Here is a 19,684-nt window from a genome sequence, read left to right as displayed (position 1 = left end):
GGCGTGGTATGAGCATCACCGCGGAAGACGTCGACCTCGTCGGCCACGACACTGTCTCGCCGTTTTCACGTACGAACATCACACGAGTACCCTCATGCGCGGTTGTGAATTCCGGCGATTCTGTCCGCAGCCCATTTTTGACGACGATATGAGGGTGTTCAGCAAATAGGGTCGTCAATCGATTATACTCACTCTCGTTGACTTGCACCGTTGTGTGGCCGTCCTGTTTCGCTTCAGCAATCGCTATACAACCAGAGTAGAATCCTCAAAAAATCTTTAGTTTAAGAACCCTATCACCCATCTAGCCATACTCATTTACTCATGCTGACTACGATCTCTGAATTCAGAGAAAGCCGACTTTTATCAGTTGCAAAGCATTTCACCATGTCCGTGGAGTCTACCAGCCATCTCACGAAATATTTCTGTGCGAGACAAATATATTAGTCACGAGCCCAAATCACCCAATATGCCCGAGCCAGACACTAACCCAGTGGCGGAGTTCGACCTTGCCGCCGAGTTCGCGGCCGAGTTGGCCGCAGCGCCGACCGACGAGCGTGTCTACCGGGTCGCCCTCCAGCTCTACGAACCGACACGCGTCGCGGGAGTTGCTGAACGGGCTGAGTGCTCACCCGATACTGCACGCCGGCATCTCACCCGGCTCGTCGATATCGGCGTCCTCGACCAGGTCAGCGACTCACCCGCAACCTACCAGCGGAACGAATCGTACTTCGAGTGGCGGAAACGCAGCCGACTCGAACAACTCTCGACGGATCAGCTCCAAACTCGACTCACAGAGCTAACCGCTCGTGAGCGAAAGTTCCGCGACCAGTATGGCGTCGACCGACCGGACGATGTCGACGCGTTCGACCACGCTGACTTCGATCAGATCGAAGACGTATGGTTAGACCTCAGCGAGTGGGAAACCGTGCGGCGCCGCATTCGCCGACTGGAAGACGTTCGTCAGCAGCGAACGGGTGACTTCCCATCGGAGGCCGCCTGACTGTGGGCGAGCCGGGAGACAGACAGCGAACCATCGACGCGGCAACGCTTCGCTATCTGGCACGGGTTCTCGCACAGCAATCGGAAGTGAGTGGGACATCACTCTTCCCAGCGAACAAGCAGGAAAGCCTCATTGTGCATCTCAGTCGTGACTACTATCCAACGGCAATGGCTGCCGTCTGGTTGGAGCTTCGCGTCTATACGAACGGGGAATTCCACGTCTCATATTTCGAACGGTATCGTGGGGACCAGCGCCGGTGTCGGTGGGACCGTCACGACCAACCACACAACAGTCGTGATCATTTCCATCCATTCCCGACTGCGAGTACAACCGGCGCTGAAGATCGTGAGTTCCCCCCAGATCTCACGACGGTGCTTCAAACGGTCGTCCTCCCATGGATTGAGGACCGCCTTGGAGAGGTCTGGCAAGAGTAAGGCAGGTCTCGACTGGCGGAATCGCTCCGAGACTGACCACGCTGCCAGCTTACCAGACTCGGCGATGGTAGTACAACGGAGATATCGGCCAATATGTTGAAATTCCAATTTGGATTGAAAAAGTAATGTAGCAGGGTAAATATTAACTGCTTGACTTTGTAATGAATTACCACATGGAGACCTTCCCCATTGCAGGTCGGCGATATTGACGACGAGGAGTTTCGGCAACGACGGGAGCGGTTAGGAGAGGATCGGCGGGACTGAACACGTCTCATCTGCTGAGAGTGGCGAGCACAGCGATTCATGCCGGTTCCCACTGTACGTTCTAGCAACCATGGTTCGGTGCTACATCTGTGAGTCACAGTGTGCCAGCGATGACGAGGTGTTCGTCTGTGAGCACTGTGGAATCACTTGTCACCGACACTGTATGGCGGAATACGACACTGACGTCTGTCCGAAGTGTGTTGGTGAGCCGATGATCGGAGCAATCGAATTCTAATAGCGCGATGGCGACGACTGCCGAACGTCCCGAAGATGACGAGACGTGTGCCTACTGCGGGTCGAGAATCTACGATCACGATCCCATCTGTGTTCGAGACTGCACCGATGACTGCGGCTCTCCCGCGTACTTCTGTAACTATGCGTGCCTCTCCGTGTACATCGACGAACACGACCTGACGACGGGCGACGCGTGCGAGTGGTCACCCGACAATAACGACTGCTGCTGAGTGGATTCACCTCAATAAAGACACGGATCAACATCGTGTCTGTCTCCGACTTTCAGGCCATTCCCAGAGCAGTACTGCCAGCCGACCAACTTTATACCCGTCGTGGACGAACGTCTCTACTGGTAAACCATGTCGACAGAGCGCTCCTCCGACGGCCTGCTCCGCATCGTCCTGATCGTCCTCGCTGTAATCGTCCTGTTTCCGATGCTGATGATGGTCTTCGCCGCCCCGATGATGGGGATGATGGGCTGGTGGTGGGGCGGCGGCACGGCCGGGGGCCTCTCGCCGCTGTGGGGCATCGGGATGATGCTCGTCTGGCTCGTCGTCCTCGTCGGCATCGGCTATCTCCTCTATCGCGGCCTCGTCAGTGGTGTCGGGTCGTCTCTGACCACTGACAGGGCGCTCGAGGAACTCCGAGTCGCGTACGCACGCGGCGACCTCTCCGACGAGGAGTTCGAGGAGCGGCGGGCGAAACTCACCCGCGAGGAGTTACAATAGGTTCCAAGATGTCCCCGACAGTACGGCGACGTGAGTTCCTCACTGCGCTCGGAGCCGGCCTCGCGAGTCTCTCGGGCTGTGTCGGCAATCTTCCAGGGAGCAGCGGCGGCGTTGATCGAACGATCTACGTTGGGGCGTACCACTGGGGCTTCATCATCGTCGACGAATCCGGCGAGGAACAGGACCGCATCAGTCTGCAGCGGAACGATGTTCTCCGTGTGGTCGCATTCAACACGCTCGCGAGTCAAGCCGTCCAGTCCCTTCCAGCATCGGTCCAAGACGCCCTACCCGACCACGAGGCGCTCGAAGAACGAAACGCGGAACGCATCCCGGCCCCGTCAGATGGCGACTTCCACGAACTGCTGGAAGAAGCGAACGAGCAGTACCCAGATCATAGCCTGGCAATCATGCCCTCCGGACAGATTCACATGGGCGGTGGCATGATGATGCGCCCAGTTGCACTTCCGCAAAATGCCACCAGACCCATCGTTCGTCAGCTAGGAGCGACGCAACGGGGCGATTACACGCTGAGTTGTCTGACCTACTGTGGCTATGGACACCCATACATGGAAATCGACGGTGGCATCGTCGTCACATAGGGATCCGTCGTAGATGTCACCGGGGCAATTGTCCGGGAACCAGCACGGTGAGCGAACTAGCTGGAGAGCTGTTGGGCTTGCTCGACCCACGACAACACTCGTGAGTCGCTGATACCCAGTCGCTCGGCGAGCGCGGCCGGATCCGCGGCTGCGAGCTGGCTCACCGTAGAAATCCCGGCGTCGTGGAGACGTTCCTTGTACGTCGGTCCGATGCCGTCGAGTCTCTGCAACGACTGTTCCTGGTCGGGTCCCTCTGGAACATCGCTCCCGTCGTGTGTATCCGTTCCTTTGGCCGATCTCACCGAACAACACAACGTGACGACACCGTTGCACGACCCTGTGGCGAAGATCACTCGCCTTGCGTCAATCTCGTTCGATCTGGATACGAATCCCGCCGCTCTTCGTTGTCCCTCTACTCGCCCAGCGTTCCCCCGTCCAGAAACCTCGTCGTCGGGAACGTGGGTCGATTCACCAAGTGGTCGTAATTCCTCTAAATCAGCGTAGTGGTCAGTCATCTCTTGTGGATGGCTTCCTTCGTCATGGTATTTCAACTTCAGGAGGTCTGCAACTGATTCGACACCTGGAAAAATCCACAACCAGAGTGAACCCGAGGCACTGCCGCCTACTCCAGAATGTCAAACACCTCGACCGCCTTGTACTCCTTCCCACGTTCTTTCCCGGTCACTTCCTCAATGAGGCCATCCGATTCGAGGTCGTCGACGACCTTGTAGGCAGTCCGACGTGAGACGTCGAGATACTCCACGAGGTCAGGCGCCGTAAAGTACGGATATTGGAGCAACTGCCGAGCGAATTTGTCCGTATTCGTGCTGCCTGGGTACTCTTTCTCGTAGCGTGCTTGGAGCTCACGGAGTCGGTGCGTCCGGTCGTACGACGTTTCGGCTTGACTTCGGAGTCCTTCGAGGAAGAACGTGAGCCACTCGTCCCACGCACCGTCCTCACTCACCGCACGCATCCGCTCGACGTACTCGACTTTGTGCCGATTGAAGTACGCGCTCGGGTAGATGTATGGACTTTCGAGGTACCCTTCGCTCGCCAAATACAGAATGATAAGGAGTCGACCGAGTCGACCGTTCCCATCCGAGAAGGGGTGAACGGTCTCGAAGAAATAGTGGATGATGCCGGCGTCGACGAGCGGATGGTACTGCCCACCCATCTGAATGTACGACTCAAGTGAGTGCATGAGTCCAGTGAGTCCCTCCGGAGTCGGTGGGACGAACGGACGCTGTCCTGGCTGTGGGCTCGTGAGATGAACCATATGGTCGCGGAAGTCACCGACAACGTCACCCTCGTTTCGGACATCCTCGAGCAGCATCGAATGGAGTTCTTTGATCAGCGAGAGCGTTATCGACGCTCCGCTCTCGACTCTCTCGAGTCCGTATGTGAGTGCAGTCTCGTAATTGAGGGCCTCTTTCAGGTCTTTCCCGATTGTCGTGCCAGCCCCGCCTGCAGGATGCTTTGTGTGGTACGCTTCGACGTCTTGATACGCGACGTCTGCCCCTTCGATACGTGCTGACTCGACGGCCTCGATACGTATGAGAGAGGTGTAGAGAACTGCGGAGAAATCAACTGTCGAGCTGATACCGTCGACACGACCGATTTGATACGCTGCAGCGGTCACCAAATCGTGTGTCTGTTCGGAGAGTTCGAGCTTCGGCTCCACTGGGAGCGGCTCCGGTGAATAGTATGGATTCGGATGATACGGGACGTATTTCCCCGGCGCACTATCTGGAAGCTCTTTCGTGGGCATCTCGATGATACCACTATCTGCGTCTATTGGTATAGTTGTTTTTATAGTGGGTATACGGAGGGGCTGTGCGAGCTCTATCGTGGACAAATATGCCCGAATAGTATACGTGCGAACGCTGGCACGAACTTTATGTATAGTTGATATATGAATGGGTATACTAATACCGGGGCTTCAGGGCTACTGTGTCACGGGATACCGAGCGGTTGAAGGCCTTATTCGAGTTACCCGTACTCGACTTCCCTGTGGACAGCTAAATCTCGTTGCGAGATATCGAAGTGATATATAAATCAACTCGCACCTACGCAACACGGTACCGCTCGAAGAAGGGGTGTCGATCAGGAATCATCGAGCAACGAGCGTGTCCGCTGGACGTAGCTGTTCGCATCCCAACTCCGAGCGGTGCTGATGTCGTCGAGGAGGGTGCGTGCGTCGTCGGGTGTCAACCGGCCCATTCGAACGAACACCGAGAGTAGCGTTGGGGTCGTCACGAGTCGCGTATCGGCCAGTGAGGCATGAATGAGCCCAAGCGAATTGAATTCATCACAGAGGAAGAGTGTGGCGTCGATCTCGTTCGCGAGTGTGACGGCAGCGTTCTCCCCATCATCGAGTGGGAACGCAGCATCGAGCGCTACTGAGTGAACCGTCAGCTCGGCAGTTCGATCAAGGACTGCGGTTGCGGCCTGTCCATGCTTATCATCGTATGAGGCAATCTCTTCGAGTTCTTCGATGACCGCGTTTGGGACGAACACAGCATAGCCATCGAGACAGAGCGAGAGCGGACTCGGATCGGAGTCCGAGACGATACCGAGGCTCACCAGAGCTGAAGTATCTGCGACTAATCCCGCCATCTATAGCTCAGCGATCTCGTCGACGAAGCCCTCGTCCAACTGCTGTTTCAACACCCGGGTGTTTGCCGCCTCTTTCGCGCCGACGAGGGCTTTGAGTTGCGCAAAGGTGATTTCGTCGTCGTAATAGGCGGCAGCAATCTCCTGGATGAGTTTGTCGTCGTGAGCGGCGTCTTGGAGGTACTCCCGAAGCGCGGTCACGAGCACGTCGGTTCGGTCCTCCCCGAGGACCGCGGCCAGTGCGTCAGCCCGGTCGATGAGCCGATGTGGAGCTCGAAACTGCACGCGCTTCTTATCGGTGCTCATTATGTGTACATTGTGAGCCAACGAACTTAGTCGTTTTCGTGTGTACGATGTGAGCCCAACTCCCTCCACGCACCACCCGTTCGGCCAACTGCTTCGAGAGTACCGCCCGAGAGACACTGCTTTTGACCATCCGATGAATGCGCGTCGCCTGCTGATTCACCGCCGCCAACTCCTCCCGGCTCACCCGCTCACGAGGGTCTGCCCGACCCGGCTCCAATCTTCTATCCACGAGCGACCCCAAGGAGCGAGCAAGACGCAACCGAAAGCGCGCTTGGTGCTGGCGGCAAACCAGATGCCCGGAACGGCCGCAGGCCGCACGCCCGGAATGGTCGGTGCCGAGCGATTCGGTGTGAACGGCGAAGAATGAGCCGTGAGCACGCAGAGGATAGACGCGGCGAGCGGGGTGGGCCATCAATCAGAACGGGCGTACAAAATGCCACCTGAAGTACCCTGTTCAAACGTGTTTCGCTGAGACAATGCTAGCCAAGAGCAAGGATACCACCCAAGCGGATTCCGATGTACAAGTTCCGATTAACAACTGCTGGTGAACCAGTCAGTTCGCTACCTGTATCGTAGGCCCACTGTAACGTCCCAGTTTTTGCGTTTAATGCATAGATATTGTGGTCATAGCTGCCGAAATAAAGGCTGTTGCGTACGAGTGCAGGTGACGAGATTATCCCATCAAACCGTGCATCGCCAAGAGCAAAACGCCACTGTTCCTCACCACTTTTTCGCTCAACCGCATAGACGTAATTTCTGTTACTTCCAAAATAGACGAATCGATCACTTACTGTTGGTGAATTCGTGACCCAACCTGAATCGAATTGCCAGCGATTTGACCCATCAGCACTATCAAGCGCATAAAAGCCTCCTTGTCCCCCAACATAAATGGAACCATCAGAAACTGCAAACCCGCGAGGGCGATCACCGCCTGGAAGTGGACTCATCCACTTAATCGTTCCAGTACCGCCGTCAATCGCGTACATGTGTCTATCAGTGCTAGAGATATACACAGTTCCGTTGTGGTAGGCTGGTGAATGATCAATGATGCCGCCAGTTTCAACCCTCCAGTGTTCGTCCCCAGTGGTGGCGTTTACAGCATACAACACGCCTGTAAAACTCCCGAAGAATGCCATCCCGTTGGCTACTACAGCACCGCTCGATAGTTGGCCTTCACCAGTGTCAAACCGCCAAAGTAAGTCTCCGGTTTGGGCGTTAAATGCGTTTAGATAGCCCGCGATGTCTCCATCATACACAATTCCATTGGCAACCGATGGACGAGAAGGATCGAGACTCGCCTCGGCTTCGCTTGCCCACAGTACAGAACCATCATCCACATCGTAGGCGTATAGTTGATGATTTCTCGATCCATGGTATACAATTCCATCTACGACTGCTGGCGACGTACCCGACCCAAGATGAGTTGTTCGCCATAACTCACGGCTACTCTTGCGTGGACGTTTGGACCGCCGACTGTGGCTTGTTCGAGCAGTATCGTATTTGAACATCGGCCAATCATCTTGCTTCGAAGTACGTGTTGCTTGGACTGAAATTGGAAGAGTTGATAGCGCCCCTCCAATGATCGTTGCCCCTCCTAATCTCTTCAATGCGTCTCTGCGAGTAGTTTTCTGAGCGAACTGCTCACGCGCTTCTCCCCCGCCCATGGTAAATAGTAACACACAACTAGATATAAACATAATTATAGCCAATATTTTCCATTGACTATCGGACACCAGCGCTATATTTGGTTAAAAGTAGAATTGCATAGAACTCTGTGCTGCATACACACCAATTGTGAGATTGGAAGGGGTCGCACGTTCGGTTTTGCATGAGCGAGACAGATGGATCGCTGGACAATTGAGAACAGCGAGTCTATCAACATCAGTAGGTGACCGCGGAGCCGTGATCGACGCGAAGGCGCGGTCGATCGGGTATTCGAAACGTGACACTAACCACCCGCGATCCAAAGACCGCTACGCAGACCATAGGGTGGGATTGAACCGGGCCGGGCGCTCGCGCGTGTCAGCGTCACCTAAGTTTGGAATAGTCCCTGTCATAGCGGAGCAACAGATGCGGTCAACCCTTCATCGATAACGACCCCGTTCACAACCTCAAGTAGACGAGTGCGTCTGGAAACAGTCTCCGCAGATGTAGAAATACTCAGCTGGGTCAACACCCAGCTGCTTGCCAAGTATCGAGTTACCTGGATGCCGCTCGTTTTCGCTTGCTAGTCCGAGTGCCGTCCCACAGTCAGCACAAGATACCTCGACATCCTCAAAGCGAGATTGCTCCAATTCAGCACAGGACCCACACAGGGTGGCGTCGCCCCAGTCGGGGGTTGCATTGAATACAAACTCGTCTTGACCGGGAATGAGCTCGTTGCCGCACTTTGCACAGACCTCGGGGGTTGCGTGCCCGAGGAACTGCATAAGGACGTTGCCAGACAGGCCACACCGTTTACAACGAACGATGTTCAGGTAGATGTTCGAGGTGGGTTGCCCGTCGATAGAGCTGTACCACACCGAAGCGTCAGCCCACCCCAGTTGGTGAGGTAACGGATAGAAAGCGTGGTCATCCTCGTTACATGCGTGGTCGAGCGAGAGGCCGTGTTCGAGGGGAACGTAGTTGCTGTCGTCGATGCCGCCTTCAGACAGGTCCATCATGTATGCGACGTCCTCAGGCACGAGGTCTGGTCCTGGTGAATCGTCCCATCCAATGCCGTCGTCGTACTGGAGATACACGAAGGTTGAATCGACACCGACGACGGTGAATGACTCGTCGATGCCCTGATTATAGAAGCGTCTGCCGAGCAATCGTGACCGAAGGTCTTCGAGTGGTGAACTGTCACTCATTCAATAGAGAAGGTTGACTACAACGATAAATGTTAGAGTGCCAACTAGAACGGGGCGAGCGGTTCACCGATAACACGCCGATTACAAGAAGTCAATTAGGCCTTCAATACGCACTGAGCGACGCATCCACTCTTCCTGAAATATACGACGAAATCCTCGACTGTCGCCACCCGAGGGGAGAAATTACACTCTCCGCTGCCCGAAGTAAGAGGTCGCAATAGAACTCGACGTCGTACTCGCTCGGGTGTTCGCTCGCAAGGGCAACCCGGTCGATGTCTCGCAGTGAATCATCGACCACGACGTACTGGACTTTCTGCCCCGGACCACGAGGCCGTCCCAGTTTCGACGCTCGCTCCAGTGCGGCCACGTTCCGCGTCGATTGTGAATACTCCTCTAACGACTTCGAGACGCGATTCGTGATGACAAGATCAGACATCTCGACGTTCCCCGTCCTGAGTTTCTGTAACCAGAGCTGCAGTCGGTCACACACCATCTCGGGCGACCGATGTTTATCAAGCATCTCTATCAAATCCTTCTGCGCTTCTTTGACGAATGGAGGCGTACTCCGCTGGCGAACCTCAATCCCTCGGTACTTGTACTCGCCATTCTCCTTCTTCCCGAAGTACTTCGTGAGCGCCCCCGCGTTGCTCGACCGCATGGGCACGAACGCAATCCAGTCGTAGGCCGCCTCGTACTCCAAGCGAATCCCGACCTGCTCAGTGATTTCTTTGGCAAGTTCATCGAGCGGCGTCTGTTCTTCGCCCTCGACGGACGTCACCCACAGACTGTCCACGATGCCGTGGACGACACGCCATCCGTTTTCCTCGAACACGTCCTTCGCATCGAGGAGAATCTGCCGCGCGAAGGCGTTGATTGCCTCGTGGCACTCGATACGCCCGAACTTCGCATTCGAGAATCCCTGATACCCGAACGATGAAACGAGAATCCACTTCAGGGCGTTCGACCGACCTTCGAGCACGGCTTGTCGCTCTGAGTCGTCTGTCTCTGCGAGTTCGCGCTTGTACGCATCACGGTCTGCAATGATTGGTTCGAGCACATCAGGGAGATACCCGCGCTCGTCACAGATGCAGTAGCCAAGCCCGGGCACGTCTTCGCGGCCAGCGTGACAGTCACACCGAATCTTTTCGGGACTCACGTTCCGCGTCACGATGATGTTCGGATACAGCGAGGAGAAATCGAGTTCATGGACGTCCTCGTGGAGGCCGACATTTGGCGCGAACGTGAACCCGCCACGGTCGGCTTCGTGGAGTTGGCCCATCGTTTTGAACTGCTCGTGCCGCCACGAATGCCACGGGATGAGGACACCTCGACGACGCGCTTCCTTGATTTCGATTGCCGTCAGAATGTTCCCAATCGACGCCCACGCGAGTTCTTGAAGTGGTTTCCCAGATCGCTTCACGAGGTCAAGACAGCCATCGAGATTCGTCTGATTCCACATGAACGTGTTACTCCGGTCGATGATGACCCGACCCGGCAGGTTGTAGCGAGCAGGCGAGTGCCCCACGCAACCGTAGCTCGTGTACGTCGATTTCCCCGCGAGTTGCTCCCATCCGGGAAGCCGCCCGAGTTGGAACTCGTCGTCGCCAACCTGTCGTGCCTGCTCGTAGAGCGCGGGAACGAGTTCGCTCGTCGAGAGTAAGAACACGTCCGGGTCGTACTCGGTGAGGCGAGCGGAGAGAACATCCAGTATCTCTGTTGGTGTGCCTTCTACGACCTCCTCATCGAGTTCGAGCGTCGTGATACGCCCCCGGCTCAGATTCGATTCGGGCGTGGCGAGCGACAGGACGCGAAGCTCGCGCTCGGGCAGTGGCATGATGCCTTCTTCGAGGCAGTAGCGATACTCCCGCGAGAAATCCACGTTGTAGAGGCGATACGTCCCCGGTGACCCCCACGCGCTAATCGTGTGGGCGAGTGTCGTGACCGCATCGAGTGTGGTGACGCCGACTTCGAGGACGGATTCGGGGTCGTGGCGAAAGCTAATCCGCTCGCTCACCTCTCGAACGTGCGATACCGCGGGATGGTCACGAAGCACGGCCGAAACGTCCGAGAGAGCGCCATCCCCGTGCACTGAAACGTAGATGGTGGGCGTGAACGACTCATCGCGTTCGTACGTCGCACCCTCGTCGGTGAGCGACCACGCGAGCACGTCGCCGTCGCGGTAGTCGAATTTGAACGCCATCGAGCGTCACGACTCCTCCTCAAGGTCGCTCACGCGCTCGCGGAGCGCATCGAGTTCTTTCTGCTGTTCGAGCGCGACCGAGACGAGCATCGGCAACTCGACGAACTGGTGATTGAGGAACCCACCCGCGTCCGCGTGGGCGCGAGCGTGTTCGAACAGCTGGTCGAAATACGGCTGGTCGGCTCGCCGCAACGCCCGGCGATAATCACTCCACTGTGATTCGGTGGCGCGAACGAGGTCCCGGTAGGTTGGATTAGTACGACCCACTCGCCGTCACCTCCTGCGACGTTGGCGTGGCAATGGCTGGATGGCGTGCAGAGAGCACCTGACACCAGTAGGCGAGCGTCGTCTGGAGCATGCCGTACTCGACGGGGTAGACGAGCGTCTCGAACTCCTGGCCGGAGAAGCGCGGCCCGAACTTCGTGAGTGTGCATTCTAAGGGGGTGCTTACCTCAGCCAGCGAGTCGGTGAACCCGTCGGCTTCGTACGTGGTCACGAGGATGGGTACGTCGAACTCCTCTGCGATGGCTTCGAGCTGGGAGACTGCACTCTCGAACATTTTCGTGCCGAGCTTCGTGCGGACTTCGTCGCTCCGATAGAACCAATCGAGCGCGGGCAGGACGATGAGCGACGTGGAGTCGGTGATGGCCGCGGGCAAGTCCTGCAGCAGGCTGTAGTGTTGCCACGGCGTGAACCCCCGCGCGATATGGATTTGCTCTAAGGTTCGGGGACTCGGCGCGAGGCGTGAGAGCGGCTGGGTTGTTCCGTTGGCGCGACTATCGACCCACAGTGCCTCACCTTTGCTCATGAGGACGTGGTCGAGAACGAGCGATTGGAGTGCGCCAGTGATTCTCTCGTCGGCTTCCAGTCGGGTGATGCCCGGCCCAAGCGTCGGGAGCGTGGGCGGGTCACCAGTCGTCGGTTGCATACCTGAAAAGTCGCGAGGTGGTGGGATAACCCAAAGCGTGTGGCTTCCGGTCGTTCCGATACGCCAACTTATTGAGGACGATACGTTCGCCCGCGATTCGTCCCTTCCGCGATGACGAGCCCGTAATGGTCCATCTTGGTCAGATAGTTTCTGACCGTCCGCTTGGTCTTTGGATTCTCCACTTTCTCGGTATAGCGCTCGTACAAATCGCCCGGTGAGAGTTCGCCTTCGTCGCGGAGAATCTCGTAGAGGGCGTGCTGATGGGGATGGAGTTTATCGACGGCTTTGCGCTTGACTTCGGCCTTTCCTCGCGGGACGGACTCGTGGACCATCTCGAACGTGATGGTGTCTGCATTCTCCTGTTGAGCACGTCTCGCGGCGTTCCTGAGAATGCCGATTGCGACCCGTGCATCGCCCGCTGCAGCATCGGCAATCAGCGCCAATTGTTGCTTTCCGATAGCGCCTTCCGATAATCCCCACTGCGCTCTGTCTTCGAGGATGGTGACGAGTTCTTCTAAGTGATAGCGTTCGAAGCGAATGCGGACGCTACTCAGCAGGCGACTGCGCACCCGTTCTTCGAGTTCGGCAAACAGGTCGTCCTCCTCGTTTGCGATGAGCACCATATGGATGCGCGGTGTGTTGTAGAGGTCGTAGAGCACAGAGGTGTCTTCGAGCTGGTCTACCTCATCGAGGATGACGACGTAGGGTGGGCCGTCGTACGAGCGTACCCGCTCAAGGAGTTCGTCGAGTGGCGTCGATTGGCGATGCACATCGAGCGTCTGGCCGATGCCTTCGAGGATACGGTAGAGCGTGCGGTATCGGTTGTAGTCCTCCCAGCAGTTGATGTACTGGTGATTGACGTCGATGAGTTCCTCGCGGAGTCGGTCGACCGTGAATTTCGCAATACAGGTCTTTCCGACGCCCGATGGCCCGGAGAGGAAGGCTGTCTCGGGAATTTCGTCGCGCGTGAGGGCTGCGAGCGTGGTGGAGAGTTGGGTGACTTCTGCCTCTCTGTGTTGCACTTCTTGGGGCAGGAAGTCGTCCTGAAGCACTCTCGCATCCCGTATCATGTGGAGACAGTCTCCCGGAGATGTGATAAGCGGAATGGGGTGGGTTCCGATACTTCCGATATGTTAGAACGTTCGATAAAACTCGAAACAGGCACTCTGTATGTAGGGACAGTCTCGGACCTGTATGATGCTCACGTCAAAGGAATCTTGAGACATAGCTTTTCAAAAATCCCCAATAATTCTATTATATTGCCACCAGATGATAGTCATATGGAGGTTTATCGAATTGATGATGAGAATCTGTCTCAGCTTGAAGAACAGGAATTACCAACCGAGAAGAAGCTTGAGGAATATTTAATTCGCTCCGACGGAGCTCAAATCGGAGGGGTGAATGTTCTATACATTGGTCAGCAGGGTAGTCCGGGTGAAGGTGGAATCTTCGATATTCTAGGTGTTGATGAACAGGGCGATATCGTCATCATTGAATTAAAACGAGAAAGAACACCGCGGGATATTGTCGCACAAGCGCTTGAATATGCAGCAAGCATCCGTAGTGAAGAGTACCCCCAATTGGATGAACGGTACAGAGAGTTTGTTGATGATGAAGAAGCATCTCTACTGAGTAAACATACAGAGTACTTCTCAAGAGTAGATGACCCGCTTACTCAACGGGAATTTAATACCGACCAAAGGTTGCTTCTTGTAGGCACAGATTTCTCAGAGTTATCCTTAGACATGGCGGATTTTCTCCGTGAACACGGAATCGACGTGGTTTGTGTCACCTTTGGGTCATTCACCACTGACAACGGCGATTTAAAGTTACTCACAACGGAGGCAGTCCGACGCCCACTTTCAGCAGAACCAGCATCCGTTTCAGGGGGAAGAAGCTCATCTTCTCGAGAAACAACTATTGAAATTTGTGATGGTGACAAGGTAATCAAAACATTCGAGGAGAGAAATCAGAGTGACGCAATGGAGGTGGTTGTGAGTTATCTAATCGATGAACACAACCTACTTAATCAGATCCCCATTCCGTATCTCCCCGGAAGCGGTGACCGTGCACTCATCAATGATAGTCCAAATCACCCTGATGGAAATGAGATGCTGGCGTACAGGAAGCTCTCGAACGGGTATTATCTAATGACGAATTTGAGTGCAGACGCGAAACGTAGATACATTGAACAACTCACTGAATTGTGTGATTTGAGTGCCCGTATTGAAATGTGAAAATAGTAGCGTGGCATCGTTCATTGAGGATGTACTATTAGCCGAAACAGGACAATTTGACGAGTAGTGCCGCACATCAAGAAACTTAATCTTGAGCAAGAATTGAAGTTCGATTGGAATCGGTGGATGGGAGTTCAAGAAGTAGATACGGATCGTTTCTACGTGGGAGTGTGAGGACGGTTATAACTCTGAGATTCGATTCTCGAATTCATCTTGGAAAGCGTCCATTCGTGTGACGCCCCACTCAACGAGCTTGTTCTGTTCGACAGTCCCTAACTCTGTGATCTTCCCTGAGATATCCTGCGTTAGCTTGATTCTACACGCTCGTTTTTCTGGAAGATGCTGCCAGACCAACTCCTGGTCCAAACTGGCTTCGATCTCCCCTTGTTGGTTTTGTAGCGTTTGGAAGATAGCATCGTTCTCCTGTGGATCAGATGTGTCGATGTAGAGTTCAACACAAAATTCGGGACCTTTGTGGAACGCCCATACGAAGGCTAATCCACTCCTGCCCGCGCCAAAGGCCAGCCACGGCTGTGGCTGTGGAGTCAGTTTATACCAGTTAGGACGGTGTTCTGCGTACGCAGTCGCCAGCTGTCCGAAAAAGTCCTTATACGCTTGCTCAGTCTCGGACAACCCGTTCGTTAAGTCTCGTTCCCAATCGTTCGGTTCGACAAGAACCTCGAACTCGAATCCTTTAGAATCTGCCCCTTCGATACTCACAACCCTCGGTCGAATACCGAAGAATTTGATGTCCTTCGGGCCGCTTTCGTTGAGCCATTCAAGCACACTCCGATGTTCAGGACGGAAGTGTTCTGCGAGCCAAATGGTGAACTCTGCATTTTTGCCTGCTGAATACGTAAGCAGTTTTCCGAGATGGTCGTGGTCAGTTGGGCCATACTGATTCTCAATCACGACGATTCCGCCACTATTCATCTCCTTGCCCACGATATCTGCTGAGAAAGAACCAACAGCTTCCTCGGAGTTTGCCTCCTCAATCTCAAGTCCGAGTTCTGCCGCTAACACATCAATATTCGAGGTGAGCCACTTGGTGAAATCTCGCTCTTCATGCGGCCAGACACTCCGTAGCTCATGTTCCTCTATCCGGGCAATATCCTCGGTCATACTGTCCAATCAATGAAAGTCAACTCATATTCATGTTTGGGTGAGACGATTACCCACGCGCTTACTCCTCGTCAGTAGGTTCCAGTGGGAGTCTATTGACGTCTATGTCCTCGTAATCTTTCTCAGACGAGAGTACGTCAAGTCCCCGCGTTTCTGCGGTCGCAGCGTGGAATGCATCGAACGGCGTCATCCCTTCGTCGTAGTAGTTGACCCCTTTCAAAACGATTTGCTTTTCTTGCTCATTCTGGACGGGAACGAGCTCTAAAAGGTTCGCCACAAGGGGAACGAAATCAAACTCATAGCGTTCTCTGGCGAGTACGAGTTCAAGATACGAAAACGCCGATGTTTCCACTTCGTACGTATCGAGCGCTTCCTCCGCGGACCCTTGCAGCCAATCTGAATCCTTGGCGAGGGCGAGCAAGAAGTCGGTTTCAACGTATACAGTCATTTATCTGCATCTTTTCCGCGAGCATCAGCCTTTGCCTCTGCTTCGATATCCTCTCGAATTTTTGCTACTGACGTCTCACGGAGGTCGCCAGCTGCCTCACGAACTGCACCCAATGGATCGTCGGCTACTGGGATGAGCTCAATTCGATCATCATACGTCACAATATGGTACTTGTCTCCGTACTTCTCCCGCACTTCCTTTGGAATGTAAAGACGCCCCTGTTGGTCCGTCTGTGTTGACATAGATGAGAATACAATAGCATCGATAAAGAGTGTTACCACTATATTGAGTTTAGTGGTTTTACTTGTCGATAATGGTAGAAACGTCGTAGTTCACCAAGACCCCAGACGCTCGGAATTCGATACAATACGGTGAAAATCACGCTACGAAAGTACTCAAGCAAGCACTTTCTCTTCCCACAATAGTGTTAATTAACTAACCAAATAGGAATCTTCTTTATGTCAATGCGAGTTAAGGATTTATGAATCGGCGGACGTTCCTTGCAGCACTCCCGGCCGCGGTACTCGCAGGTTGTACCCAACTCACAGACGCTGAGGCAGTTTCAACAGACACTGACACAGCACAATCACCACAATCGACAGTCAAGCCAACGGTACAGACGACCACCCGACCAAAATTTGAGTTCCGGACTACGCAACGACCGCCTACAATCGAAGTCGTTTCAGAGTCGTTCAGTGCATCTACTCTCACCTTTGATGTGACCTTAGACGTTGAATTAAACGGAAGAACCAGCCTACGAGTGAGAGAAAACCCCTCACTTTCGTCACTGGGGAAGACCCACACTATCTCCAGGTCTGGACATACAACGCTGCGTGGATTGAGCCAGATGTCGATACTCGAATTTCCGGATTTCGTCCAATTAAATCACGTCGTCGGGTCGACTCGGCTCTCACTCGAATCCCAACCGCGATTCAAGAATGTAAGTACCTCTTCGATTCCAGCGATAGGTCCAGCTGCTGAATCGTACGATAGAGAGTACACGTACAAACTCTCTGATAGTCTGTTCGCCGGAAAACGGACATTCTCACTCTCGATCTCTAAAGCGGCCTACGAATACTGCACGAATCGACCACGAATTCGAGGGGAGTACGGGTTTTACGGCGCAGATCCACTAAATGATGCACTCGCCAAAGAGATCGCAGTGACGTTGGAAAAATCCCACGGAAGGGGGTCAAGGGACGCCGTGACCGCAGCGATTCGGTTCGTACAGTCGATGAAGTATACCTCCGATTCGGTCACAGCTCGTATGGATGAGTATCAGCGCTATCCCATCGAAACACTCGTCGAGGAAGGTGGTGACTGCGAAGACAGCGCCATTCTCTTGGGGAGCATCCTCAAACAGATGGGCTATGGCGTGAAGGGATTGCTCCTCCCTGGCCACATGGCTCTCGGAATCAAAGGTTCAGATGATATTTCTGGAACGTACTACAATTACAACGGGGACAGATACTACTACATCGAAACGACAGGGAGTGGATGGGGAGTCGGAGATATGCCAGATGAATACCGGTCGTCGAAGGCTCGACTCGTTGATTTGTACGGATATCCCGTGATGAATTATTCCGTCTCGTCGATGGCGCTCAGTGGCAGTGCACCAACCTACATGTATTCGATTGCGAACAATGGCGATGCAACTGCTCGAAACGTCGTCGTCACCACGACCTACCGTGACTCGAGCGGACAGATCATCAACGGGGAGCGAAACACGATTTCGACAATCTCTCTGGGAGGTGCGAAGTCCCTTGCCGTGTCGATGCTCTCGCCACCACGTTCGCAAGCCGTATCATTACACACAGAAGTTACAGTGGCAGGTAAGACCCAGGTTAGTCACGGTACGAGGCTTCTGTATTGAACTAATAGGCTGCCACTAATGTAGGAATTCGAAAGCAGAGCGAGAGTTCCACAAACATCTATCGGAAATTGAATGAGGCACATTCCCCACGCTCAAGAAACAGTCAAACTGTCTCTCTAGATTAAATCAGCAGTCGTTCTGGCAGATCGGAGCGCATCCAACGTGGTGTACTGCAGGCTCTCTGGATACCTCGTTTCAAACGGATCGGGTCTTCGAGTTCGTACAGTGAGTCGGGTTCGAAACGAATCACATGTTCGGTTTCGTCGAACGGAGCTATTGGAGGTCAGCCGTTAGACGTCCTCGAACGTCTCTCCCCACCGTGCCTGGATATCAAAGAGTCCCACACCAATGACGTCGAAAAAGTCAGCCGGGTATGGTAATCCAAGCACAGTCTGGCGGTGTGTCTGACGCGCCCAGGCAATCAATACGCAACCTCCGTTCGAACCACCGGAAGCACGCGATTGAGAAGATACATTCTGAATACCAATTGAATTTTGCACAGTCAGTTGCGTTGACCAGTGGCAAGTGGATTTTTCAGGATGGCGTGACATCCATTGCCATGATTATCAGATTTCGTCGAACGAAATCCGTGTCGAAGGGCAACTCGGTTACTGGGCTACTCAGCTGTGTCCACGGTCGCGGATGTACTGCTTCAGAAGCCTTCAGTTCTCGCCCATGAGGCCTGCATTTACCAGTCGCGTGAGCATCGAGACCCCGAATTCGACGCCGGACGTCACGATGGTAACCGTCAGATTGAACAGAACACCGTCGTCCTTGACCACCACTGTTCACGGTGGGGTGTAACTGATGACAGCCGACCTTCCCTCGGATGGGACTAAAACCGAGGCACTCGTCGAGTGTCTCCAGTCCACGGACACGTTATCGATTATTTGCCACGATAACCCCGACCCGGACACACTTGCGAGCGCGCTGGCTCTCGGGCGAGTCGGAGCCCACGCAGGGGTCGGGTCCATCCGAAAGTTGTACCGTGGGGACATCAGCCACCAGCAGAACCGTGTGTTTGTCAATCTCCTCGATATCGAGTTGGACACGTATGACGTCGACGATGTCGGTTCGATGGAGTGTGTTGCACTCGTCGACAGTGCGGGTCCCGGACGAAACAACGGTCTAGAGGACAACGCCACCGTGGATATCATCATCGACCACCACGTAGCCAACACGCCCGACGGACCGTTTCGAGATGTCAGAAGCGGGTATGCCAGCACAACGGAGATACTCGTCGAGCACCTCCGCGAACTCGAAATCAAACCGCATCCGCGGCTCGCGACTGCAATGCAGTTCGCGATTCGGCAGGATACTGATGATTATCTCCGGCAAGCCTCGTCGAACATGCACGAGAAGGCACAGTATCTCCACGAGTTCACGGATATGGAACTGCTCCAAAAGATGGCTAAGCCACCGGTCTCCGAGACCACACTCGCTGCCCTAGGCACGGCGATAAACACTCGGACCGTACGCTCGTCGTACTTAATCGCGAACGTTGGTCGCATTACCGAACGTGACGCTGTCCCGCAGGCCACCGACTACCTGCTCCAGCTCGAGGGCGTCGAAACCGTCATCGTGTTCGGAATCAATGGACGGAAAATTCACGTAAGCGCTCGGTCGAAAGATCCGCGCGTCCAGCTCGGAGAACTCCTAGACGAGATTTTCGGCGATGTTGGAAGCGCTGGCGGTCACGACGGTATGGCCGCGGCCCAACTACCACTTGGGATTTTCGGAGACGTATCAGATTATGAGGATGAACTAATCCTGATCGCTGATAATCTCATCGAGCAGCGTGTCTTTGAGGCTACGGGGCACGACAATCCCTACAGCTGAACTACCC

21 protein-coding genes are annotated in these 19,684 nt (G+C 54.6%); 8 read left to right on the top strand and 13 right to left on the bottom strand.

The genetic code is table 11. The annotated features are described in order from the left end of the window. Positions 1–466 precede the first annotated feature (466 nt). From V5N13_RS15625 to V5N13_RS15610, 4 genes are all read left to right on the top strand, one after another. Positions 467–1,000 carry a DUF7342 family protein gene (locus tag V5N13_RS15625; protein WP_336361555.1) on the top strand — a complete coding sequence of 178 codons (534 nt, stop codon included), beginning with the start codon at positions 467–469 and terminating at the stop codon, positions 998–1,000. 940 nt (positions 1,001–1,940) lie between these two features. Beyond that, positions 1,941–2,162: a hypothetical protein gene (locus tag V5N13_RS15620; RefSeq protein ID WP_336361554.1), complete on the top strand. Its 222-nt coding sequence runs from the start codon at positions 1,941–1,943 to the stop codon at positions 2,160–2,162. A 129-nt stretch (positions 2,163–2,291) separates the two neighbouring features. Further along, positions 2,292–2,660 (top strand): SHOCT domain-containing protein, encoded by a 369-nt coding sequence (locus V5N13_RS15615; RefSeq protein ID WP_336361553.1) that lies wholly within the window; start codon positions 2,292–2,294, stop codon positions 2,658–2,660. 8 nt (positions 2,661–2,668) lie between these two features. Next, positions 2,669–3,259, top strand: coding sequence for a hypothetical protein (locus V5N13_RS15610; protein WP_336361552.1), 591 nt, complete (start codon positions 2,669–2,671; stop codon positions 3,257–3,259). Between the two features lie 56 nt (positions 3,260–3,315). Here V5N13_RS15610 and V5N13_RS15605 read toward each other — a convergent pair whose 3' ends face one another. The 4 genes from V5N13_RS15605 to V5N13_RS15590 form a co-directional block, all read right to left on the bottom strand. Next, positions 3,316–3,489, bottom strand: coding sequence for a DUF4332 domain-containing protein (locus tag V5N13_RS15605; RefSeq protein WP_336361551.1), 174 nt, complete (start codon positions 3,487–3,489; stop codon positions 3,316–3,318). A gap of 392 nt (positions 3,490–3,881) precedes the next feature. Further along, positions 3,882–5,027, bottom strand: a complete 1,146-nt coding sequence (locus tag V5N13_RS15600) for a Fic family protein (protein ID WP_336361550.1) — start codon at positions 5,025–5,027, stop codon at positions 3,882–3,884. Between the two features lie 335 nt (positions 5,028–5,362). Then, positions 5,363–5,875 carry a hypothetical protein gene (locus tag V5N13_RS15595; protein ID WP_336361549.1) on the bottom strand — a complete coding sequence of 171 codons (513 nt, stop codon included), beginning with the start codon at positions 5,873–5,875 and terminating at the stop codon, positions 5,363–5,365. Further along, positions 5,876–6,178 (bottom strand): hypothetical protein, encoded by a 303-nt coding sequence (locus tag V5N13_RS15590; protein WP_336361548.1) that lies wholly within the window; start codon positions 6,176–6,178, stop codon positions 5,876–5,878. 49 nt (positions 6,179–6,227) lie between these two features. On the opposite strand from V5N13_RS15590, the gene V5N13_RS15585 reads away from it, so the two are divergent. Continuing rightward, on the top strand, positions 6,228–6,545 hold the full coding sequence (locus V5N13_RS15585) for a hypothetical protein (RefSeq protein ID WP_336361547.1): 318 nt from the start codon (positions 6,228–6,230) through the stop codon (positions 6,543–6,545). A gap of 112 nt (positions 6,546–6,657) precedes the next feature. Here the strand turns inward: V5N13_RS15585 and V5N13_RS15580 are convergent, their stop codons facing one another. From V5N13_RS15580 to V5N13_RS15555, 6 genes are all read right to left on the bottom strand, one after another. Then, a complete protein-coding gene (locus V5N13_RS15580; protein WP_336361546.1) occupies positions 6,658–7,842 on the bottom strand; it encodes an outer membrane protein assembly factor BamB family protein in 1,185 nt (394 codons plus the stop codon). A 447-nt stretch (positions 7,843–8,289) separates the two neighbouring features. After that, a complete protein-coding gene (locus V5N13_RS15575; protein WP_336361545.1) occupies positions 8,290–9,030 on the bottom strand; it encodes a hypothetical protein in 741 nt (246 codons plus the stop codon). A 103-nt stretch (positions 9,031–9,133) separates the two neighbouring features. Then, positions 9,134–11,230 (bottom strand): type B DNA-directed DNA polymerase, encoded by a 2,097-nt coding sequence (locus tag V5N13_RS15570; protein ID WP_336361544.1) that lies wholly within the window; start codon positions 11,228–11,230, stop codon positions 9,134–9,136. 6 nt (positions 11,231–11,236) lie between these two features. Further along, the gene (locus V5N13_RS15565) at positions 11,237–11,497 is read right to left on the bottom strand and encodes a hypothetical protein (protein WP_336361543.1); all 261 of its coding nucleotides are present in this window, start codon (positions 11,495–11,497) and stop codon (positions 11,237–11,239) included. Continuing rightward, the gene (locus tag V5N13_RS15560) at positions 11,484–12,158 is read right to left on the bottom strand and encodes a hypothetical protein (protein ID WP_336361542.1); all 675 of its coding nucleotides are present in this window, start codon (positions 12,156–12,158) and stop codon (positions 11,484–11,486) included. The genes V5N13_RS15565 and V5N13_RS15560 overlap by 14 nt, the downstream gene beginning before the upstream one ends. 68 nt (positions 12,159–12,226) lie before the next feature. Then, positions 12,227–13,228 (bottom strand): Cdc6/Cdc18 family protein, encoded by a 1,002-nt coding sequence (locus V5N13_RS15555; protein WP_336361541.1) that lies wholly within the window; start codon positions 13,226–13,228, stop codon positions 12,227–12,229. 60 nt (positions 13,229–13,288) lie between these two features. On the opposite strand from V5N13_RS15555, the gene V5N13_RS15550 reads away from it, so the two are divergent. After that, a complete protein-coding gene (locus V5N13_RS15550) occupies positions 13,289–14,395 on the top strand; it encodes a hypothetical protein (RefSeq protein WP_336361540.1) in 1,107 nt (368 codons plus the stop codon). Between the two features lie 180 nt (positions 14,396–14,575). Here the strand turns inward: V5N13_RS15550 and V5N13_RS15545 are convergent, their stop codons facing one another. From V5N13_RS15545 to V5N13_RS15535, 3 genes are all read right to left on the bottom strand, one after another. Further along, on the bottom strand, positions 14,576–15,517 hold the full coding sequence (locus V5N13_RS15545; protein WP_336361539.1) for a DUF4268 domain-containing protein: 942 nt from the start codon (positions 15,515–15,517) through the stop codon (positions 14,576–14,578). A gap of 61 nt (positions 15,518–15,578) precedes the next feature. After that, entirely contained in the window at positions 15,579–15,965 is a 387-nt protein-coding gene (locus V5N13_RS15540; RefSeq protein ID WP_336361538.1) for a PIN domain-containing protein, read from the bottom strand. Next, positions 15,962–16,207 (bottom strand): AbrB/MazE/SpoVT family DNA-binding domain-containing protein, encoded by a 246-nt coding sequence (locus V5N13_RS15535; protein WP_336361537.1) that lies wholly within the window; start codon positions 16,205–16,207, stop codon positions 15,962–15,964. The genes V5N13_RS15540 and V5N13_RS15535 overlap by 4 nt, the downstream gene beginning before the upstream one ends. A 605-nt stretch (positions 16,208–16,812) precedes the next feature. Here V5N13_RS15535 and V5N13_RS15530 point away from each other — a divergent pair. Then, positions 16,813–17,838: a hypothetical protein gene (locus V5N13_RS15530; protein WP_336361536.1), complete on the top strand. Its 1,026-nt coding sequence runs from the start codon at positions 16,813–16,815 to the stop codon at positions 17,836–17,838. 807 nt (positions 17,839–18,645) lie between these two features. Then, a complete protein-coding gene (locus tag V5N13_RS15525) occupies positions 18,646–19,677 on the top strand; it encodes a DHH family phosphoesterase (RefSeq protein WP_336361535.1) in 1,032 nt (343 codons plus the stop codon). Positions 19,678–19,684: the final 7 nt, after the last annotated feature.

The sequence above is a fragment of the Haladaptatus sp. ZSTT2 genome (genome assembly GCF_037081775.1).
Lineage (GTDB): Archaea > Halobacteriota > Halobacteria > Halobacteriales > Halococcaceae > QDMS2.
Note: the sequence above shows the minus strand (reverse complement) of the source record. Positions and strands in the feature narration are given on the sequence as shown.